This is a genomic window from Streptomyces sp. NPDC001156 (genome assembly GCF_053598275.1).
The window spans coordinates 1-17,033 of sequence record NZ_JBSFJX010000094.1 but is presented as its reverse complement, the minus strand read 5'-3'; the positions used below and the strand labels follow the sequence as shown (position 1 = coordinate 17,033).

The following is a 17,033-nucleotide window of genomic DNA, read 5'->3' as shown; positions in this document are numbered from 1 at the left end:
GGGGAGGGCGCGGCCGAGGCCACGGACGCGTGTGGCGGCGCGGGAGCGAGGCGGCAGGGCGGCCCGGGGCGGCGCCGCCGGGGAGGGGGACAGCGTGACAGGCGTTGACAGGCCGTCGGGCGGGCCGGTGGCCGGAGCGGCGGACGGGGGGCCGCTGCTGCTCGGGGTGCGGCACCACGGCCCGGGGTCCGCGCGCGCCGTGCGGGCCGCGTTGGAGACGGCGAGGCCCCGGGCCGTGCTGATCGAGGGGCCACCGGAGGCGGACGCCCTGATCCCGCTCGCCGCGGACGCCGGAATGCGGCCGCCGGTGGCGCTGCTCGCGCACGCCGTGGACGAGCCCGGGCGGTTCGCGTTCTGGCCGCTGGCGGAGTTCTCCCCGGAGTGGGTGGCGATCCGCTGGGCCCTGGAACACGACGTTCCGGCCCGGTTCATCGATCTGCCGGCGACGCACACCTTGGCGTGGGACAGGGCGGAGGACCCGGCGTCGGCGGACGGCGACTCCGGTGCCGCCGCCCGGCCGGCGCCGGATTCCGGCACGCCGGGGAACCCGCCGGTGCCGCCGGGAGACGTCCCAGCGCACCCGCAGCCGGGGGCACCCGGAGAGGGGCCCGGGGGCGCGAAGCCGCCGATGGAGGCGCAGGGGCTCGGGGAGTCGCCTGGTCCCGGTGACGCCGTGCGCGTCGACCCTCTCGCCGTGCTGGCCGAGACCGCCGGATACGACGATCCGGAGCGGTGGTGGGAGGACGTCGTCGAGCACCGGGGCGCCGGCCGGGGCGACGCCCTCGCACCCTTCGCCGTGCTGGAGGAGGCCATGACCGCCCTGCGGGAGACGTACGGCACCGGAGGGCACGAGCGTGACCTCGTACGGGAGGCGTACATGCGTCTCCAAGTGCGAGCCGCTCAGCGCGAGTTCGATGGCGCGGTGGCCGTGGTGTGCGGGGCGTGGCACGTGCCCGCGCTCCGGGCGAGGGCGTCCGTCGCCGCGGACCGCGCCGTGCTGAAAGGGCTGCCCAAGGTGAAGACGGACATGACCTGGGTGCCCTGGACCCATCGGAGGCTGTCCCGGGCCGGCGGATACGGGGCGGGGATCGACTCCCCCGGCTGGTACGGGCATCTGTTCGGCGTGCCCGACCGGCCCGTCGAGCGGTGGCTGACCAAGGTCGCCCGGCTGCTCCGTGAGGAGGGCCGCATGGTGTCGTCCGCGCACGTCATCGAGGCGGTGCGGCTCGCCGGGACGCTCGCCGCAATGCGTGGGCGCCCGCTGCCGGGCCTGTCGGAGACGACCGACGCCGTGCGGGCCGTGATGTGCGAGGGCTCGGACATACCGCTGGCGCTGGTGCACGACCGGCTTGTGGTCGGCGACGTGCTGGGGGAGGTGCCCGCCTCGGCGCCCGCCGTGCCGTTGCAGCGGGACCTGATCCGGCTCCAGAAGCGGCTCCGCCTCAAACCGGAGCCGTCGGAGCGCGAGGTGGAACTCGACCTGCGCAAGGAGACCGACGCGGGGCGCAGCCGGCTGCTCCACCGGCTCCGGCTGCTCGGGATCGGCTGGGGCGAGCCCGTGGCCTCGCGGGGCAGTACGGGGACGTTCCGGGAGACATGGCGGCTGCGCTGGGAGCCGGAGCTGGCGGTGCGGGTCGCCGAGGCCGGGGTGTGGGGCACGACCGTGCACGCCGCAGCGACCGCCAAGGCGGAAGCGGACGCGGTCGCCACACGGACGCTCGCCGAGGTCACCGGGCTCGCCGAGCGGTGCCTGCCCGCGGAGTTGCCGGACGCGCTGCCCGTGGTGATGCGGGTGCTCGCCGATCGTGCCGCTCTCGACGCCGACGTCGGGCACCTCGCCCAGGCCCTGCCCGCACTGGTGCGGTCTTTGCGCTACGGGGATGTGCGCGGTACGGACACCCGGGTGCTGGCCGGTGTCGCGGCGGGCCTCGCCGAGCGTGTGTTCGTCGGGTTGCCACCGGCGTGCGCCGCGCTGGACGCGGACGCGGCGGAGGAGATGCGGGGCCATGTGGACGCGGTGCACGGGGCGGTGGGCCTGCTCCAGGAGACGATCCCGTCGGCGGAGGGTGACATACGCGGGCGGTGGCGTTCCGTCCTGCGGGTGCTCGCCGGACGGGAGACCGTCGCCGGTGTCGTCCGCGGCCGTGCCGTGCGACTGCTGCTGGACGACGGAGAGCTGTCGCAGGACGAGGCGTCGCGGCTCATGGGTCTCGTCCTCTCGCCGGGGACGGCGCCCGCGGACGCGACCGCGTGGATCGAGGGCTTCGTCGGGGGCGGCTCCGGCGGCGGACTGCTGCTCGTGCACGACGAGCGTCTGCTGGGCCTGGTGGACACATGGTTGACCGGAGTGCCGGCGGAGGCGTTCGCGGACGTGCTGCCGCTGCTGCGGCGCACGTTCTCGGCGTACGAGCCGGGAGTGCGGCGCACGCTGACGGAGTTGGTGCGGCGGGGACCGGGCGCGCGGGAGACCGGAGCGGCCACCGGCTCGGGTGTTTCCGGGTTCGCCCCCGGCATCGACACCGGGCGGGCGGACGCGGTGGTTCCGGTGGTGCGTCTGCTGCTCGGTCTGGACGAGCCGGCCGGCAACGACGCCGACGACCTTGTGGGGGTGGCGTGATGAGCGGGCGCATGACCGAACGAACGGAAGCCACGGCTACGGGAGAACCGACGACCGCCGCCGAGGAACGGCTGCGGCGCTGGCGGCTCGTCCTCGGCCCGGACGCGGCGGACGGCACCGGCTACGGGCTCACCGGGCGGGACGCGGCGATGGACGGGGCGCTGACCGCGTTGTACGGAAAGGGGGACAAGGCCCGGCAGGGGCGGGACCGTTCGGCGGGGCTCGGGGCGTCCGCGCCCTCCGTCGCGCGCTGGCTCGGGGACATCCGTACGTACTTCCCCTCGTCGGTCGTCCAGGTCATGCAACGCGACGCCATCGACCGGCTCGGGTTGTCCACACTCCTGCTCGAGCCGGAGATGCTCGAGGCCGTCGAGGCGGACGTGCATCTGGTCGGCACGCTGCTCTCGCTGAACAAGGCCATGCCCGAGGCCACCAAGGAGACGGCGCGCGCGGTGGTCCGCAAGGTCGTCGAGGACTTGGAGAAGCGGTTCGCCGCACGCACCCGGGCCACGCTCACCGGCGCTCTGGACCGCAGCGCCCGTGTCACCCGGCCCCGCCACCATGACATCGACTGGAACCGCACGATCGCCGCCAACCTCAAGCACTACCTGCCCGAACACCGCACGGTCGTGCCGGAACGGCTGATCGGTTACGGACGGGCGTCCCGGTCCGTGAAGAAGGAAGTCGTTCTCTGTATCGACCAGTCGGGGTCGATGGCGGCATCGGTGGTGTACGCATCCGTGTTCGGGGCGGTCCTGGCCTCCATGCGGTCCATCGCCACGCGGCTCGTCGTCTTCGACACGGCCGTCGTGGACCTCACCGACCAGCTCGACGATCCCGTCGACGTCCTCTTCGGCACCCAGCTCGGCGGCGGCACGGACATCAACAGAGCGCTGGCGTACTGCCAGTCGCAGATAACCCGGCCCTCGGAGACGGTCGTGGTCCTGATCAGCGACCTGTACGAGGGAGGGATCCGGGACGAGATGCTCAAGCGGGTGGCGGCGATGAAGGCGTCCGGGGTGCAGTTCGTCGCGCTGCTCGCACTCTCGGACGAAGGCGCACCCGCCTACGACCGCGAGCACGCGGCGGCGCTCGCGGCGCTGGGCGCACCGGCGTTCGCGTGTACGCCCGACCTGTTCCCGGAGGTGATGGCGGCGGCGATCGAGAAACGGCCCCTGCCGGTACCGGAGGCGACATGACGATGTGCCGATGTGCCGACATGACGGGCGCAACGGGTACTTGGCGAACCGGACACCGAGAACGACAGGCGACAAAATGGATATGACTACCCATCGGTAACGGAGGACTTGCGCAACCTCGGGAGTCCCGTGCAAGGATCGACGGCGCTTCGCCATCGGGCGGTGCGCGTGTTCGCTCCGCACCGCCTCGTCCCGCCGCACGGAGGCTCTCCCCGTCTTGACCCTGCCAGCCGCACTGCCCTTCGCCGGTGCCGCACTACGCGCGATGCGTACGGCGGCCAGTCGGCGTGCTGTGCATCTGGCCCTGGTGATGGGTGGGTTGTTCGCACTGGGGCTCCTGTGCGAGGGACAGGCGCACGCGGCGGAGGGCACACCGGCAACCTCTGCGACTCCGGTCGCGGCCGATGCCTCGGCTGACGCCCTGCGGCCGGTCACGAAGGCGGTGCGGCGGCTCGACGAGACCGTCAGCAGCACGCTGGGGCACACGGGGCAGGGTTCTCCCGCGCCCGACGCTCAGCGAGGACACCCCGCGCCGCCCCCGTCCGGGCGTACAGCGGACGGCAAGGACTCCGTGCCGCCCCTCGGCCGGCACACGGCGGGCCCCTCCGGCTCGCACACCGTCCGGCCGGGCACCGCACCCGTCAGCCGCCCCGCCACGTCCACCGCGCTTCCCGCGCCCACCGCACCCGGTAAGCCCTCCGCACCCAGCACCGCCACGCCCGCCGCATCCGGCGCGCCCGCCGATCTCATCACCGCCGCGGCCAAGACGGTGCCCGCCGTCGGCGGCACCGTGCGGCAGGTCGCCGAAGGCGTTCTACGGCCGGTCGGCGAGGCGGTCGTGCGGCCCGTAGGCGGGCTTGTGGAGACCGTGACCGACGGGCTGACGGAGGCTCCCGCGCCGTTGCCGTCGCTTCCGCCCTTGCCGTCGCTCCCCTCGGAGCCGTCGCTTCCGGGGGTTCCCGGTCTGCCGGCGGTGCCGGCCGGCCCGCAGAGTCGGCCGGCACCGCCGGCAGGGACCCTGCCCGCGCCGTCGGCAGCGCAGCAGCAGGGCGGCGGTACGGAGGACGGCAGCGCGGTCGGGCAGCGGGAGACCGGCGCGTACGGACCGCGGGTCGTCCTGGCCGACACCACGGCGACGCCGTTCGCTCACCCCACCCCCCACCTCACCCGGTCCCCCTACACGCCCCCGCACCAGGCGCCTGACGGTGAGCCGACGGGCGCGTACGGCGATCGGCAGACCGCCGACGGCGGTGCGCCGTCCCACGGCGACGGGCACGCCGTCGCCTCCCACCACAGGGCACCGCTCACGCTGGTGCGCGGTGCCATCGCGGTGGTGACCGCGCACGGGACCCGGGACCGGCACCGGGACATCCCCGAGTTCCCCGGCTAGGGCGTCCCTTCCCTCCCCGCGAGACCTGCCGCGCGGGGGGCGGAAGCAGGTCTGCCCGCCGTCCGGACACCTCACCGATCCCCGGGCGGCAGCCACCGGACCCCGAGCCATAGCGGCCGGAGCGCATCCGTGGCCGCCGGTCCTTCCCCCTGGACCGCCCACGGATCCGTCGGCTCCACGCGGCACCGGCTTGCAGGCCTCGGCACCGGTACGTCCAGAACTCCAGAATCCCGGATTCCCGAAGGATCTGACGCACGCATGAACAAGAACATCCGCCGCTCCATCGTCATAGCCGCCGGTGTCACCGGCGCCTGGGCGCTCGGCTCCGCCGTCGCCAGCGCGGACGAACTGCCGGCATCGTCCGTCTCCACCTCTGACGTCGGCATCGACACCGCGGACACCGTCGGCGCGGTCACGGGCACCGTGGACGGCGTCGTCGCCGATGTGCAGAACACCGTGTCAGGCGTCACCCAGGGCACGGCTGTGCACGGTGCCGCCTCGACGGTGACGCACACCGCCGCCACGGCGCAGTCCACCGCGAAGGGGGCCATGAGCACCCCCTCGCGCGCCGGGACCCAGGCCGCCTCCCGGGTGGAGAAGGTCCACAAGGCCGCGAAGGCCGCGCAGGCGGCACCCGTCGCCGACCGGGCACGCCCGTACGTCGACCACGAGGTGACCGCCGCGCACCTCCCGTCGCAGGCCAAGGGCGCCGTGCACGCCACCGCGTCCAGGGCCGGGGGAGCGGCCACGGCCGTCGTCACCGACGCGGCCGCCCCGCAGGACGAGATCGACTACCTCTTCGGCCCCCTCTCGGCCTTCGCCCCCGAACTGGAGCAGGCGCTCGCCGCCGCGCAGACCAAGCTCCAGGGCGTCCAGGGCGCCGTGCGCAGCCAGGCGGACGGCGTCGACGGTGTGATCCGCACGAAGGCGCAGAGCACGGTCGCGGGCGCGGGCCGGATCGCGGGCGGCACGAGCGGTACCGCACAGCAGGCGGTCACCGGGGCGGAGGGCCGGGCCGCGGGTGCGGTCGCCGCCATGCAGGGCCAGGCGGACGAGGTCACGTCCGCCGCGGACGCGAGCGTCTCCGACGTACCGGGCCACATCACCGGTGCGGTCACCGGTGTGAAGCAGCAGGTCGCCGGCACGGTCGCCGGGGTGCCCGGCACGGTCGCGCCGGTGGTCGCCGAGACGGCCGGGGCCGTTCTCCCGCCGGTCGCCGGCACGGTCGTCGACGGGGTGACGCCGCTCGCGGGACACGCCGTCGGCAACGCGACCGGCCTCGCGCAGGGGGTCGTGGCGGACGTCCAGTCGCTCGCGCACGACGCGGCCGGCCATGCGTCCGCGCTGGTGTACGGCGTGGCCGCCGACGCCCAGCCGCCGGTCTACGGCCTGGCCGGTGGGGTGACCGGCGACGTGACCGGGTCCGTGCTGCCCCCGGTCGCGCAGACCGCGGTGCACGGGGTGGGGCCCGTCGCCGGGCAGTCCGTCGAGGACGTCACCCGATTGGCCTACGGCGTGACGGGTGATGTGCGGCCGTTCGCGGACGGGGTCGCGGTACAGGTCCCACCGCTCGCCGGGGGCGTCACCGGGAGCACCACCCAGTTGGCGTACGGCGTGGCGGACGAGGTGCAGCCGTTCGCGTATGGCGTGGCGGACGAGGTGCAGCCGGTCGTGCAGACGATCGACGACACCGTGCGGCCCGTGGTGCACGGCACGGCGGGCAGCGCCACCGACCTGGCGTACGGCGTGACGGGCGCTGTGCGGCCGTTCGCGGGCGGGGTCGTCGGCGCGGCCGATCCGTTCGCGCAGGGAGTCGCGGGCCAGGTCGCGCCGTTCGCCGGTGACCTGGCCGGGACGGTCCAGGAGTCCGGCGGCTCGCTGGGCGGCCACGCGGTGACCGGCGCCCGGGGTGTCGCCGAATCGGCCGTCACGAGCCATCTGCGGCCGGGCCGCTACGGCACCGACTCCATCTGATCCACGGGTGCCGTGCGCGCGCCGCACGGCACCCGTCACCGACTCCGCGGGGGTTGAGGAACGGCGGCCGAATTCCGTCGGCCGGCCCGACCGAAGCCCCGCGGGCGGGACGGGTGGCCCCATTGGGGTGGGGTCGACCCGTCCTGCGCCCTCCGGGGCGGCACAAGGGGTCCCACCGGGCCAACCCCAACCCGGTGGGACCCTGCCGCCCTGCTCCGGCCGTTCACCGGAGGGTCGCGACCGGTTCCGCCGCCGGGTCACACGTGTGACAGGTATCACCGCTCAGGTGTGATCTGCGATTTAGAGCCCCACCTCAAGCGGCGATAACCTGCGAGACGGACATGCCGCGCGCTCGGACACCGTGTGCGCCTCCCTTGTGACACAGCGGACGTCACGTTGCCCTTCGCGGCACGCCCACGCATCCAACGAACCGCGAGATCACTGATAGGGACGGAAGCGCGTGGACCTGTTCGAGTACCAGGCGAGGGACCTCTTCGCCAAGCACGGTGTACCGGTGCTGGCCGGTGAAGTCATCGACACGCCTGAGGCGGCGCGCGAGATCACCGAGCGGCTGGGCGGCAAGTCGGTCGTCAAGGCGCAGGTGAAGGTCGGTGGCCGCGGCAAGGCCGGCGGTGTGAAGTTGGCCGCCACCCCGGACGAGGCGGTCGCCCGTGCGACGGACATCCTCGGCATGGACATCAAGGGCCACACGGTCCACAAGGTCATGATCGCCGAGACCGCTCCGGAGATCGTCGAGGAGTACTACGTCTCCTTCCTCCTCGACCGCGCCAACCGCACCTTCCTCTCCATCGCCTCCGTCGAGGGCGGCATGGAGATCGAGGAGGTCGCGGCCACCCGCCCCGAGGCCGTCGCGAAGATCGCCATCGACGCCATCGACGGTGTGGACGAGGCCAAGGCCCAGGAGATCGTGGCCGCGGCCAAGTTCCCGGCCGAGGTCGCCGACAAGGTGGCCCACGTCCTGATCAAGCTCTGGGACACCTTCATCAAGTCGGACGCCCTCCTGGTCGAGGTCAACCCGCTGGCCAAGGTCGCCTCCGGTGATGTCATCGCCCTCGACGGCAAGGTGTCGCTCGACGAGAACGCCGAGTTCCGTCACCCCGAGTACGAGGAGCTCCACGACAAGGCCGCCGCCAACCCCCTCGAGGCGGCCGCCAAGGAGAAGAACCTCAACTACGTCAAGCTCGACGGCGAGGTCGGCATCATCGGCAACGGCGCGGGTCTGGTCATGTCGACCCTGGACGTCGTCGCCTACGCGGGCGAGGCCCACAAGGGCGTCAAGCCGGCCAACTTCCTCGACATCGGCGGTGGCGCCTCCGCCGAGGTCATGGCGAACGGCCTGGAGATCATCCTCGGCGACCCGGACGTCAAGTCCGTGTTCGTCAACGTCTTCGGCGGCATCACCGCCTGCGACGCGGTGGCCAACGGCATCGTGCAGGCCCTGGAGCTCCTCGAGTCCAAGGGCGAAGAGGTCAACAAGCCGCTGGTCGTGCGTCTCGACGGCAACAACGCCGAGCTGGGTCGCCAGATCCTGGACGACCGCAACCACCCGCTCGTACAGCGTGTGGACACCATGGACGGCGCGGCCGACAAGGCCGCCGAGCTGGCTGCTGCCGCGAAGTAAGGGACGAGGTCACAGACAACCATGGCTATCTTCCTCACCAAGGAATCCAAGGTCATCGTCCAGGGCATGACCGGCTCCGAGGGCCAGAAGCACACCAAGCGCATGCTGGCTTCGGGCACGAACATCGTCGGTGGCGTGAACCCGCGCAAGGCGGGCCAGGTCGTGGACTTCGACGGCACCGAGATCCCGGTCTTCGGCTCCGTCCAGGACGCCATCGAGAAGACCGGCGCCGACGTCACGGTCATCTTCGTCCCGGAGAAGTTCACCAAGGACGCGGTCATCGAGGCCATCGACGCCGAGATCCCGCTCGCGGTCGTGATCACCGAGGGCATCGCGGTCCACGACACGGCCTCCTTCTGGGCGTACGCCGGCAAGAAGGGCAACAAGACCCGGATCATCGGTCCGAACTGCCCCGGCCTGATCACCCCCGGCCAGTCGAACGCCGGCATCATCCCGGCCGACATCACCAAGCCGGGCCGCATCGGCCTGGTGTCGAAGTCCGGCACCCTGACGTACCAGATGATGTACGAGCTGCGTGACATCGGCTTCTCGACCTGTGTCGGCATCGGCGGTGACCCGATCATCGGCACCACGCACATCGACGCCCTGAAGGCCTTCCAGGACGACCCCGACACCGACCTGATCGTCATGATCGGTGAGATCGGCGGCGACGCCGAGGAGCGGGCCGCGGCCTTCATCAAGGAGAACGTGACCAAGCCGGTCGTCGGCTACGTCGCGGGCTTCACCGCGCCCGAGGGCAAGACCATGGGTCACGCGGGCGCCATCGTCTCCGGTTCGTCGGGCACCGCCCAGGCGAAGAAGGAGGCGCTCGAGGCCGCGGGCGTCAAGGTCGGCAAGACCCCGACCGAGACGGCCAAGCTGGCGCGCGAGATCCTGGCCGGCTGAATCCTTCCCGGCCGGGGTGCTCCAGGTGAGCATTCCGGCTGAACGTCGGTGGGCCCGTACCCCGTGCAGGGGGCGGGCCCACGGGCGTTTTTGGGCGGTCGGATCAGCGCGCCTCCGGAATCAGGCGCTCCGGCCCCTGGTCGGCCTGCGCCTTCAGCACGTACCACAGCGCCTGTTGCCGGGCGGACAGCGGACCCTGGGCGGCCAGGGCGGGGATGTCCTCGATCGCGGTTCCCCGGGGCACCGGCCGTTCGTAGTGGTCCGCGGCCATCTGCATGGTCAGGGCGGTCGAGCCCGTGAAGGCGGCCGTGAGGACGACCGCCGCGGCGGACCAGCGGCGGACGCGGCGTTCGCCGCCGGAGCGCACCGCGGGCGGTCTGGCCGCGCGGAGGCGTTCCGCCGTGGCCAGCTCGGTCAGTCTGCGGCCCAGGACGTCCGGCGACGCCTGGTCCGGTACGAGCGCGGCGAGGCTCGTGCGGGCCCGCAGCAGCCGGGCGGCCGTGGCGGGAGTGCTGGCCTGCGTCTCGGCGGCGGTCTCCGGCAGACCGAGACCGACGCCGTCGTGCAGCAGCAGCGTGCGCCGCTGGACCGGAGGCAGCGTCAGGAAGGCCTGCAGCAGTTCCCGGTTGGCGGGGTCCGCGGGTGGCTCCTCGGCGCGGCGATGGCGCGGGCGGAAGTGGTGCCAGGGGGAGAGTGCCCAGTCGTGCGACGCCGCCCGTACCCATCCCGGTGGGTACCGGTCCATGGCCACCTCCGGCCAGCGCTGCCAGGCCTGTTGGAAGGCGCGTTCGACTGATTCCCGGGCCAGCCCGCGCCGGCCGGTGAGCAGATACGCCTGCCGTACGAGGGCGGGTGTACAGAACCTGTAGAGCTCGTCGAACGCCTGATGGGGAGTCAGAGGAATAGGAAGGCGTTCATCTGCGCTCTCCTGGGCCCCTTCCTGCACCGCCCATTCGGCGAGCAGTCTCGCGTACGCTTTCCGCTTCCGGCCGCGCGGGCTGGTCAGGCCGGTCTCCCAGTCGCGCACCGTTTCGATGGGCACATGCAAGTTGGCGGCCATCTGAGCCTGGGTCAGGGACTGGGTCCTGCGCAGGCGTCGGCATTCCTTGGGGTGCGGCAGCGGGACGGAAGGACTCTGCTTCACTGGACGGCCCTCCAATGCAGAAAAGTACATAAGCACATATTTAGCGACACATCGTGGCTTTATCGGTTGCACCGGATTAGCGCGTGTCGTTGGGACCATGGCGGCGTGACCCAATGGACCGACCGCCGAACCCCCATTCCGTCCCTCCTCACCGGGTTGCGGGAGCGCTCGCCCGGGCTGGGTGACGCACTGCTGGGCGGCGCCCTGGCCGCGGTGGCGGGGCTCGGCTCGTTCGCCCTGCTCGCGATCGTGCTGTGGATCAGCTCGCCGTACCCCGCTACCGGCGCGGGTGGTGCGCTGCGTGTGGCGGCCGCGCTGTGGCTGCTGGCCCACGGCGTCACCCTGATCCGCACCGAGACGCTCTCCGGGCTGCCCGCGCCCGTCGGGGTGACACCGCTGCTGCTAGCCGTGCTTCCGATGTGGCTGGTGTACCGGACGGCCCGCGACGCCACCGACCGGGAGAGCGTGGAGGCCGCCGGGGAGGACGCGCCGCCCGTCGGTGCGCGCACGGCGTGGACCGGCGTGGTGGCGGGCTACCTCGGTGTGGGGGCCGTGGCGGCGCTGTACGCCTCCGGAGGGACGCTGCGGCCGTCGTGGGCGGGGGCCGCGTGGTACGTGCCGCTCGTCGTCGCCGGGGCGGCGGGTCTGGGCGTGTGGACGGCGCACGGGCGCCCCTGCGAGCGCCTGCCACATAGCGTGCGCCGGGCACTCGAGTGGCTGCCCGAGGGCGTACGACAGGTGGTGACGCTCGGGGCGGTCGACCGTGACGGACGGCTACGGCTCGGGGACTCCCTCCGGGCGGCCCTGGCGGGGTCGACCGTGCTGGTGGGCGGCGGTGCGCTGCTGGTCGGGGTGTCGCTGGTGCGGCACGGCGACACGGCCCAACTGGCCTTCCTGCAGCTCGCTCAGGGATGGTCGGGGCGGTGGGCAGTGCTGCTCCTGGCGGCTGCGCTGGTGCCGAACGCCGCCGTGTGGGGCGCGGCGTACGGACTCGGGCCAGGGTTCGTGCTGGGTGCGGGGCATGTGATGGCACCGCTGTCGACCGTGCGGCCACCGGCGTTCCTGCCGCCGTTCCCGCTGCTGGCGGCGGTTCCGGAAGCGGGGGACGGGCCGCTGCGGTGGGCGGTGGGGGCGGTGCCGGTCGCGGCGGGAGTGACCGTCGGGTGGTTCGTGGCACGCGCGGCGAGCGCGGACCGGGAGCGCGGACGGGACGGCGCGTGGTCGGCAGGACGGACGGGGGGAGCGGTCCTGGTGGCGAGCGCGGTGTGCGGGATGGTGCTCGCGGGCCTCGCGGAGGCGGCGGGCGGCCCGCTCGGGGTGAACGCGCTGGCGCGGTTCGGACCGGTGGGATGGCAGGTGGGCCTCGCGGCGGCAGGCTGGACGGCGGCGGTCGGGCTGCCGGTGGGATGGGCGGTACGGGCAGGGCGGCTGCGGGGGCGCGGGGAGCCGCGGCGGCAACCGAAGCCTCGGAGCGCGCCGCCCGCAGCCGCGGTCCCCCCGCCCGCGGTTCCGCGACCGCCTGTGCTTTCCGTCGGCCGAAGGCCGTCGCTTCCCGCGACTCCGAAACAGCACGATGCGTGGGAGGACCCCGACCTCAAGCCGTACGAGGCACTGCGGACGGAGGACCCGTTCGCGTCGGCCTCCAGGAAGTCCTTCCTGCCGGACCTCCCGAAGTCCGTCCTGCGGGACCCGCCGAAAGCCGCCCTGCCGAACCTTCCGAAGCCCGTCCCGTCGGAACCTCCGAAGGCCGCTGTGCCGGACCCCTCGAAGCCCGTCCCGTCGGAACCTCCGAAGCCCGTCCTGCCGGATCCCGCCAAGCCCGTCCCGCCGGACGGGTCCGAACCGCGTGCGTGAGGCCGGCCGCTGTCGGTCGGCATCTTCCCGCCGGATGGCCCCTTCCGTCCGAGCCCCGCGCTCAACCGGGGACTGGGCCGGACCGCTGTGACATCACCGGGTGCCGGCCGGCTCCACCTGCGCCGGTTCGCCTCGGCCGATGGTCACGGCCCAGCGAACGGCCGAAGGTGCCTCGACGGACACGGTGCCACTGCGCTCGACCCCATGCATGAGCACCTCGTTGCGGATGGTGTTCACCTCGCCGGGCCGACACTCCAAGGGGAAGGACACACTGACGGGGCGCACCGCGACCTCGATCTTCCCGGTGCCCTGGCAGCGCACCGCGACGATCAGCGCCTCGTCCTTCTTCCCCGCGCCGAAGGCGAAACTGGCACTGCCGCGGGTCACCTTCTGCTGACCGGCGAGCGTTTCGTCACCGTCCAGTTTTGGCGGTTCCTGCAGGGAAGGGCGTGCCGTGACGTGAACGGCGGTGGCCGGCCCGGTGGAGCGAGTGGCCCTGGTGGGCTGCTCGGCGCCGGTGTCGTCCGCGGTGCACGCACTGACCGAAGCGAGTGCCAGGGCGCAGGTGACGCCCACTCCTGCAAGGGTTCTCGGCGCGCTCACGACACATCTCTCCCCCGTGAATCGTGGGCACGGTGCGGTCAAGTGCCCCCTGAAGCTGGAGGGATCATGTCAGCGCCGGTCGGCGGACGACGAGCTTCCACGAGGTTTCTGAGGAGAACATGAGCTTCCCTCAGATGCGCCGACGCCAGACCCACGCGTCCCACGGCTCGTCCCGCACCTGGCGTGAACGCCCGGCTCGCGCAGGACCAGCCCCCGGCTCAGCCGCGCGTACCCAGCACCCCTCGCAGATCCTGGGGCAGCAGGTCGTTGCAGGACTGCTTGGCGGAGGTCGTCAGGGCGTCGTTCAGGCAGGTGTAGTAGTCGCGGTACACCAACTGGGCCGCGAACGTGGCCGCCACCATCGCGATCGCCAAGGACGCCGTGACCAGGCCGCTGATCGCCGCGGACGTCTGCGGGCGGGCCGTGGGGGCGGCGGTGTTCGGGTCGGGGTTGCGGGGCTTGGCACGCAGGGCGCTGGCGCCCCAGTACAGCGCCAGGGCGCCCAGCAGCAATGCGAGGTAGGGCCAGCTGAAGAGAGAGAAGAGGAAGGCCCACATGCCGGCCATCAGCGCGTAGCGGGCGCGGCGCTGGGCCGGGTCCGTGGGGTCCCAGCGCAGGCCTGTGCCGGGACCACCCTGACCGCCGGGGCCCTGGGGCCCGCCCTGACCGCCTTGACCGCCCTGGCTTCCGGGGCGCTCGCCGAAGCGGCCGCCCGCGGAAGGGCCGGGCTGCCGATCGCTCCACTGGCTGCCCCACGAGGGACGTCCGCTCTCGTCGGAGCCTTCCGGCCGCCGGCCCTGTCCTTGTCCCTGGTCCTGCCCCGGTGCCGGATGGCGCGGTCGCCAGGGCTGGTCGGGCGTTCCCTCCGGCGGCGGCGCGAAGGGGTTGTCGTCCTCGGGCGCCTCCGGGCCCCGGCCACCGTCCGCGGAGCCGCCGCCCGCGGAGTCACCCCCGCTGTGGGGTGCCCCCTTGCTCTCCCGCGGAGGCACGGGCGAAGGGCGCCGCTCGCGCAGCAGCAGCGGAGGGAGTCGGAGACTGCGGTCCGGCATCAGGTGTGCGTCTTCCCCTTGGTGGTTCCGGTGGGCGTCTTGTCCGGCTTGCCCCTGTGGCCAGCCGCGAAGCGGGCGCCCCGGACGGGGTTGTTCCCGTCCCGGGTCAACGTCCCACGCAGGTGCGGCGTTCCCCGCGTCGGCACCGCGTTTTCGGATGGCCCCTCCCCAGACGCTACCTTCCGGCCGCGCCCCCGTCCCCTGGGGGGCCGTCCGATGTGCCGGTATCGTTGCTGACGGCCGACCGCTTCGTAGACTTCCCCGTATCCCGGGGTGCGAAGCATTTGTACGACCATACAAACGCTCTGCTGAGCGATTGCACCAACGCTTCCCCGAGAAAGGGCCCCGCCGTGGCCGAGTCCGTGGCCGAGACCGTCACCGAGTCCCCGGCCAAGCGCCTGGTCGTCCTGGTCTCCGGGTCCGGCACCAACCTGCAGGCGCTCCTCGACGCCGTCGCCGAGACCTCGGCCGCCGGCTACGGGGCAGAGGTCGTGGCCGTCGGCGCCGACCGCGACGGCATCGAGGGCCTGGCCCGCGCCGAGCGCGCCGGGTTGCCCACCTTCGTGTGCCGGGTCAAGGACTACGAGAGCCGGGAGGCCTGGGACGCCGCCCTCACCGAGGCCGTCGCCGCCCACGAGCCCGACCTGGTCGTCTCCGCCGGGTTCATGAAGATCGTGGGGAAGGAGTTCCTCGCACGTTTCGGCGGGCGGTTCGTGAACACCCACCCCGCCCTGCTCCCCAGCTTTCCCGGAGCCCACGGTGTGCGTGACGCGCTCGCCTACGGCGCCAAGGTCACCGGATGCACCGTCCACTTCGTCGACGACGGCGTCGACACCGGGCCGATCATCGCTCAAGGCGTGGTGGAGGTCCGGGACGAGGACGACGAGAACGCTCTGCACGAACGCATCAAGGAAGTCGAGCGAAGGCTGCTCGTCGAGGTCGTGGGGCGCCTCGCCCGCAACGGCTATCGCATTGAGGGACGAAAGGTAGTTATCCAGTGACCGCCGAGAGCACCAAGCGACCCATCCGGCGCGCGCTTGTCAGCGTCTACGACAAGACCGGGCTGGAAGAGCTCGCCCGTGGGCTGCACGAGGCCGGCGTCGAGCTCGTCTCCACCGGTTCCACGGCATCGAAGATCGCCGCCGCGGGCGTCCCCGTCACCAAGGTCGAGGAGCTGACCGGCTTCCCCGAGTGCCTCGACGGCCGGGTCAAGACCCTGCACCCCAAGGTCCACGCGGGCATCCTCGCCGACCTGCGGCTCGACAGCCACCGCCGGCAGCTCGCCGAGCTGGGCGTCGAGCCGTTCGACCTCGTCGTCGTCAACCTCTACCCCTTCCGCGAGACCGTCGCCTCCGGGGCCTCGCCCGACGAGTGCGTCGAGCAGATCGACATCGGCGGCCCCTCCATGGTCCGCGCCGCCGCCAAGAACCACCCGTCCGTGGCCGTGGTGACCAGCCCGGACCGGTACGCCGACGTCCTCGCCGCGGTCCGCGACGGCGGCTTCGACCTCACCGCGCGCAAGCGCCTCGCCGCCGAGGCCTTCCAGCACACCGCCGCCTACGACGTCGCCGTCGCCCACTGGTTCGCGTCTTCGTACGCGCCCGTCGACGACTCGCCCTTCCCGGACTTCCTGGGCACCACCTACGAGCGCAAGAACACCCTGCGCTACGGCGAGAACCCGCACCAGCCCGCCGCCCTCTATGTCGGCGGCGGCCCGAGCGGCGGCCTCGCGGAGGCCGAGCAGCTGCACGGCAAGGAGATGTCGTACAACAACTACACGGACACGGACGCCGCGCGCCGTGCCGCGTACGACCACGACGAGCCCTGCGTCGCCATCATCAAGCACGCCAATCCGTGCGGTATCGCGGTCGGCGCGGACGTCGCCGAGGCGCACCGCAAGGCGCACGCCTGCGACCCGCTGTCCGCGTTCGGCGGTGTCATCGCCGTGAACCGGCCGGTGAGCAAGGAGATGGCAGAGCAGGTCGCGGAGATCTTCACCGAGGTCATCGTGGCGCCGGACTACGAGGACGGCGCGCTGGAGGCCCTCACCAAGAAGAAGAACATCCGGGTGCTGAAGGCCCCCAACGGCCCCTGCAACCGCGTGGAGGCCAGGCAGATCGACGGCGGTGTCCTCCTCCAGGTCACCGACCGCCTCCAGGCCGACGGCGACGACCCGGCCAACTGGACTTTGGCGTCGGGCGAGGCGCTCTCCTCCGAGGAGCTGACGGAGCTGGCCTTCGCCTGGAAGGCCTGCCGGGCCGTCAAGTCCAACGCCATCCTGCTCGCCAAGGACGGCGCCTCGGTCGGCGTCGGCATGGGCCAGGTCAACCGGGTGGACTCCTGCAAACTCGCCGTCGAGCGGGCCGGCGAGGAGCGGGCACGCGGTGCGTACGCCGCCTCGGACGCCTTCTTCCCGTTCCCCGACGGGCCGGAGATTCTGATCGCCGCGGGCGTCAAGGCCATCGTGCAGCCCGGTGGATCGATCCGTGACGAGCAGGTCGTGGAGGCCGCGCAGAAGGCGGGCGTGACCATGTACTTCACGGGGACCCGCCACTTCTTCCACTGAGCACCGAACGGCGGGCCTGCCGGGTTATCGGTCTCCTTGGCGTGTGCCACCAACGCCCCTTCCGTCCAGATGGGGACGTCGGGGATTGG

At 72.8% G+C, this 17,033-nt stretch carries 12 protein-coding genes; 9 read left to right on the top strand and 3 right to left on the bottom strand.

Features of this window, described 5'->3' with window-relative positions; genetic code table 11:
* Positions 1-94 precede the first annotated feature (94 nt).
* The 6 genes from ACWDA7_RS32270 to sucD all read left to right on the top strand — a co-directional run bounded on the left by ACWDA7_RS32270 (position 95) and on the right by sucD (position 9,728).
* The gene (locus ACWDA7_RS32270) at positions 95-2,617 is read left to right on the top strand and encodes a DUF5682 family protein (RefSeq protein WP_450608755.1); all 2,523 of its coding nucleotides are present in this window, start codon (positions 95-97) and stop codon (positions 2,615-2,617) included.
* An 11-nt stretch (positions 2,618-2,628) separates the two neighbouring features.
* A complete protein-coding gene (locus tag ACWDA7_RS32265) occupies positions 2,629-3,816 on the top strand; it encodes a VWA domain-containing protein (protein WP_450608753.1) in 1,188 nt (395 codons plus the stop codon).
* 217 nt (positions 3,817-4,033) lie between these two features.
* A complete protein-coding gene (locus tag ACWDA7_RS32260; protein ID WP_450608751.1) occupies positions 4,034-5,206 on the top strand; it encodes a hypothetical protein in 1,173 nt (390 codons plus the stop codon).
* A gap of 258 nt (positions 5,207-5,464) precedes the next feature.
* The gene (locus ACWDA7_RS32255) at positions 5,465-7,180 is read left to right on the top strand and encodes a hypothetical protein (RefSeq protein WP_450608749.1); all 1,716 of its coding nucleotides are present in this window, start codon (positions 5,465-5,467) and stop codon (positions 7,178-7,180) included.
* A gap of 460 nt (positions 7,181-7,640) precedes the next feature.
* Complete coding sequence (sucC, locus tag ACWDA7_RS32250; protein ID WP_450608748.1) at positions 7,641-8,822, top strand: ADP-forming succinate--CoA ligase subunit beta; 1,182 nt, start codon at positions 7,641-7,643, stop codon at positions 8,820-8,822.
* A gap of 21 nt (positions 8,823-8,843) precedes the next feature.
* Entirely contained in the window at positions 8,844-9,728 is an 885-nt protein-coding gene (sucD, locus tag ACWDA7_RS32245) for a succinate--CoA ligase subunit alpha (protein WP_450608746.1), read from the top strand.
* A 103-nt stretch (positions 9,729-9,831) separates the two neighbouring features.
* On the opposite strand, the gene ACWDA7_RS32240 is transcribed toward sucD, so the two are convergent.
* Positions 9,832-10,872, bottom strand: coding sequence for a sigma factor-like helix-turn-helix DNA-binding protein (locus ACWDA7_RS32240; RefSeq protein WP_450608744.1), 1,041 nt, complete (start codon positions 10,870-10,872; stop codon positions 9,832-9,834).
* A gap of 105 nt (positions 10,873-10,977) precedes the next feature.
* On the opposite strand from ACWDA7_RS32240, the gene ACWDA7_RS32235 reads away from it, so the two are divergent.
* Positions 10,978-12,726 (top strand): cell division protein PerM, encoded by a 1,749-nt coding sequence (locus tag ACWDA7_RS32235; RefSeq protein ID WP_450608742.1) that lies wholly within the window; start codon positions 10,978-10,980, stop codon positions 12,724-12,726.
* 93 nt (positions 12,727-12,819) lie between these two features.
* On the opposite strand, the gene ACWDA7_RS32230 is transcribed toward ACWDA7_RS32235, so the two are convergent.
* On the bottom strand, positions 12,820-13,329 hold the full coding sequence (locus ACWDA7_RS32230) for a hypothetical protein (RefSeq protein WP_450608740.1): 510 nt from the start codon (positions 13,327-13,329) through the stop codon (positions 12,820-12,822).
* A gap of 218 nt (positions 13,330-13,547) precedes the next feature.
* Positions 13,548-14,378 (bottom strand): hypothetical protein, encoded by an 831-nt coding sequence (locus ACWDA7_RS32225; RefSeq protein WP_450608738.1) that lies wholly within the window; start codon positions 14,376-14,378, stop codon positions 13,548-13,550.
* Between the two features lie 350 nt (positions 14,379-14,728).
* Between ACWDA7_RS32225 and purN the strand changes: the two genes are divergently transcribed.
* A complete protein-coding gene (gene purN / locus ACWDA7_RS32220) occupies positions 14,729-15,379 on the top strand; it encodes a phosphoribosylglycinamide formyltransferase (RefSeq protein WP_359398006.1) in 651 nt (216 codons plus the stop codon).
* Positions 15,376-16,944, top strand: a complete 1,569-nt coding sequence (gene purH, locus ACWDA7_RS32215; protein ID WP_360990703.1) for a bifunctional phosphoribosylaminoimidazolecarboxamide formyltransferase/IMP cyclohydrolase — start codon at positions 15,376-15,378, stop codon at positions 16,942-16,944. Before purN ends, purH begins: the two co-directional genes overlap by 4 nt.
* Positions 16,945-17,033 lie beyond the last annotated feature (89 nt).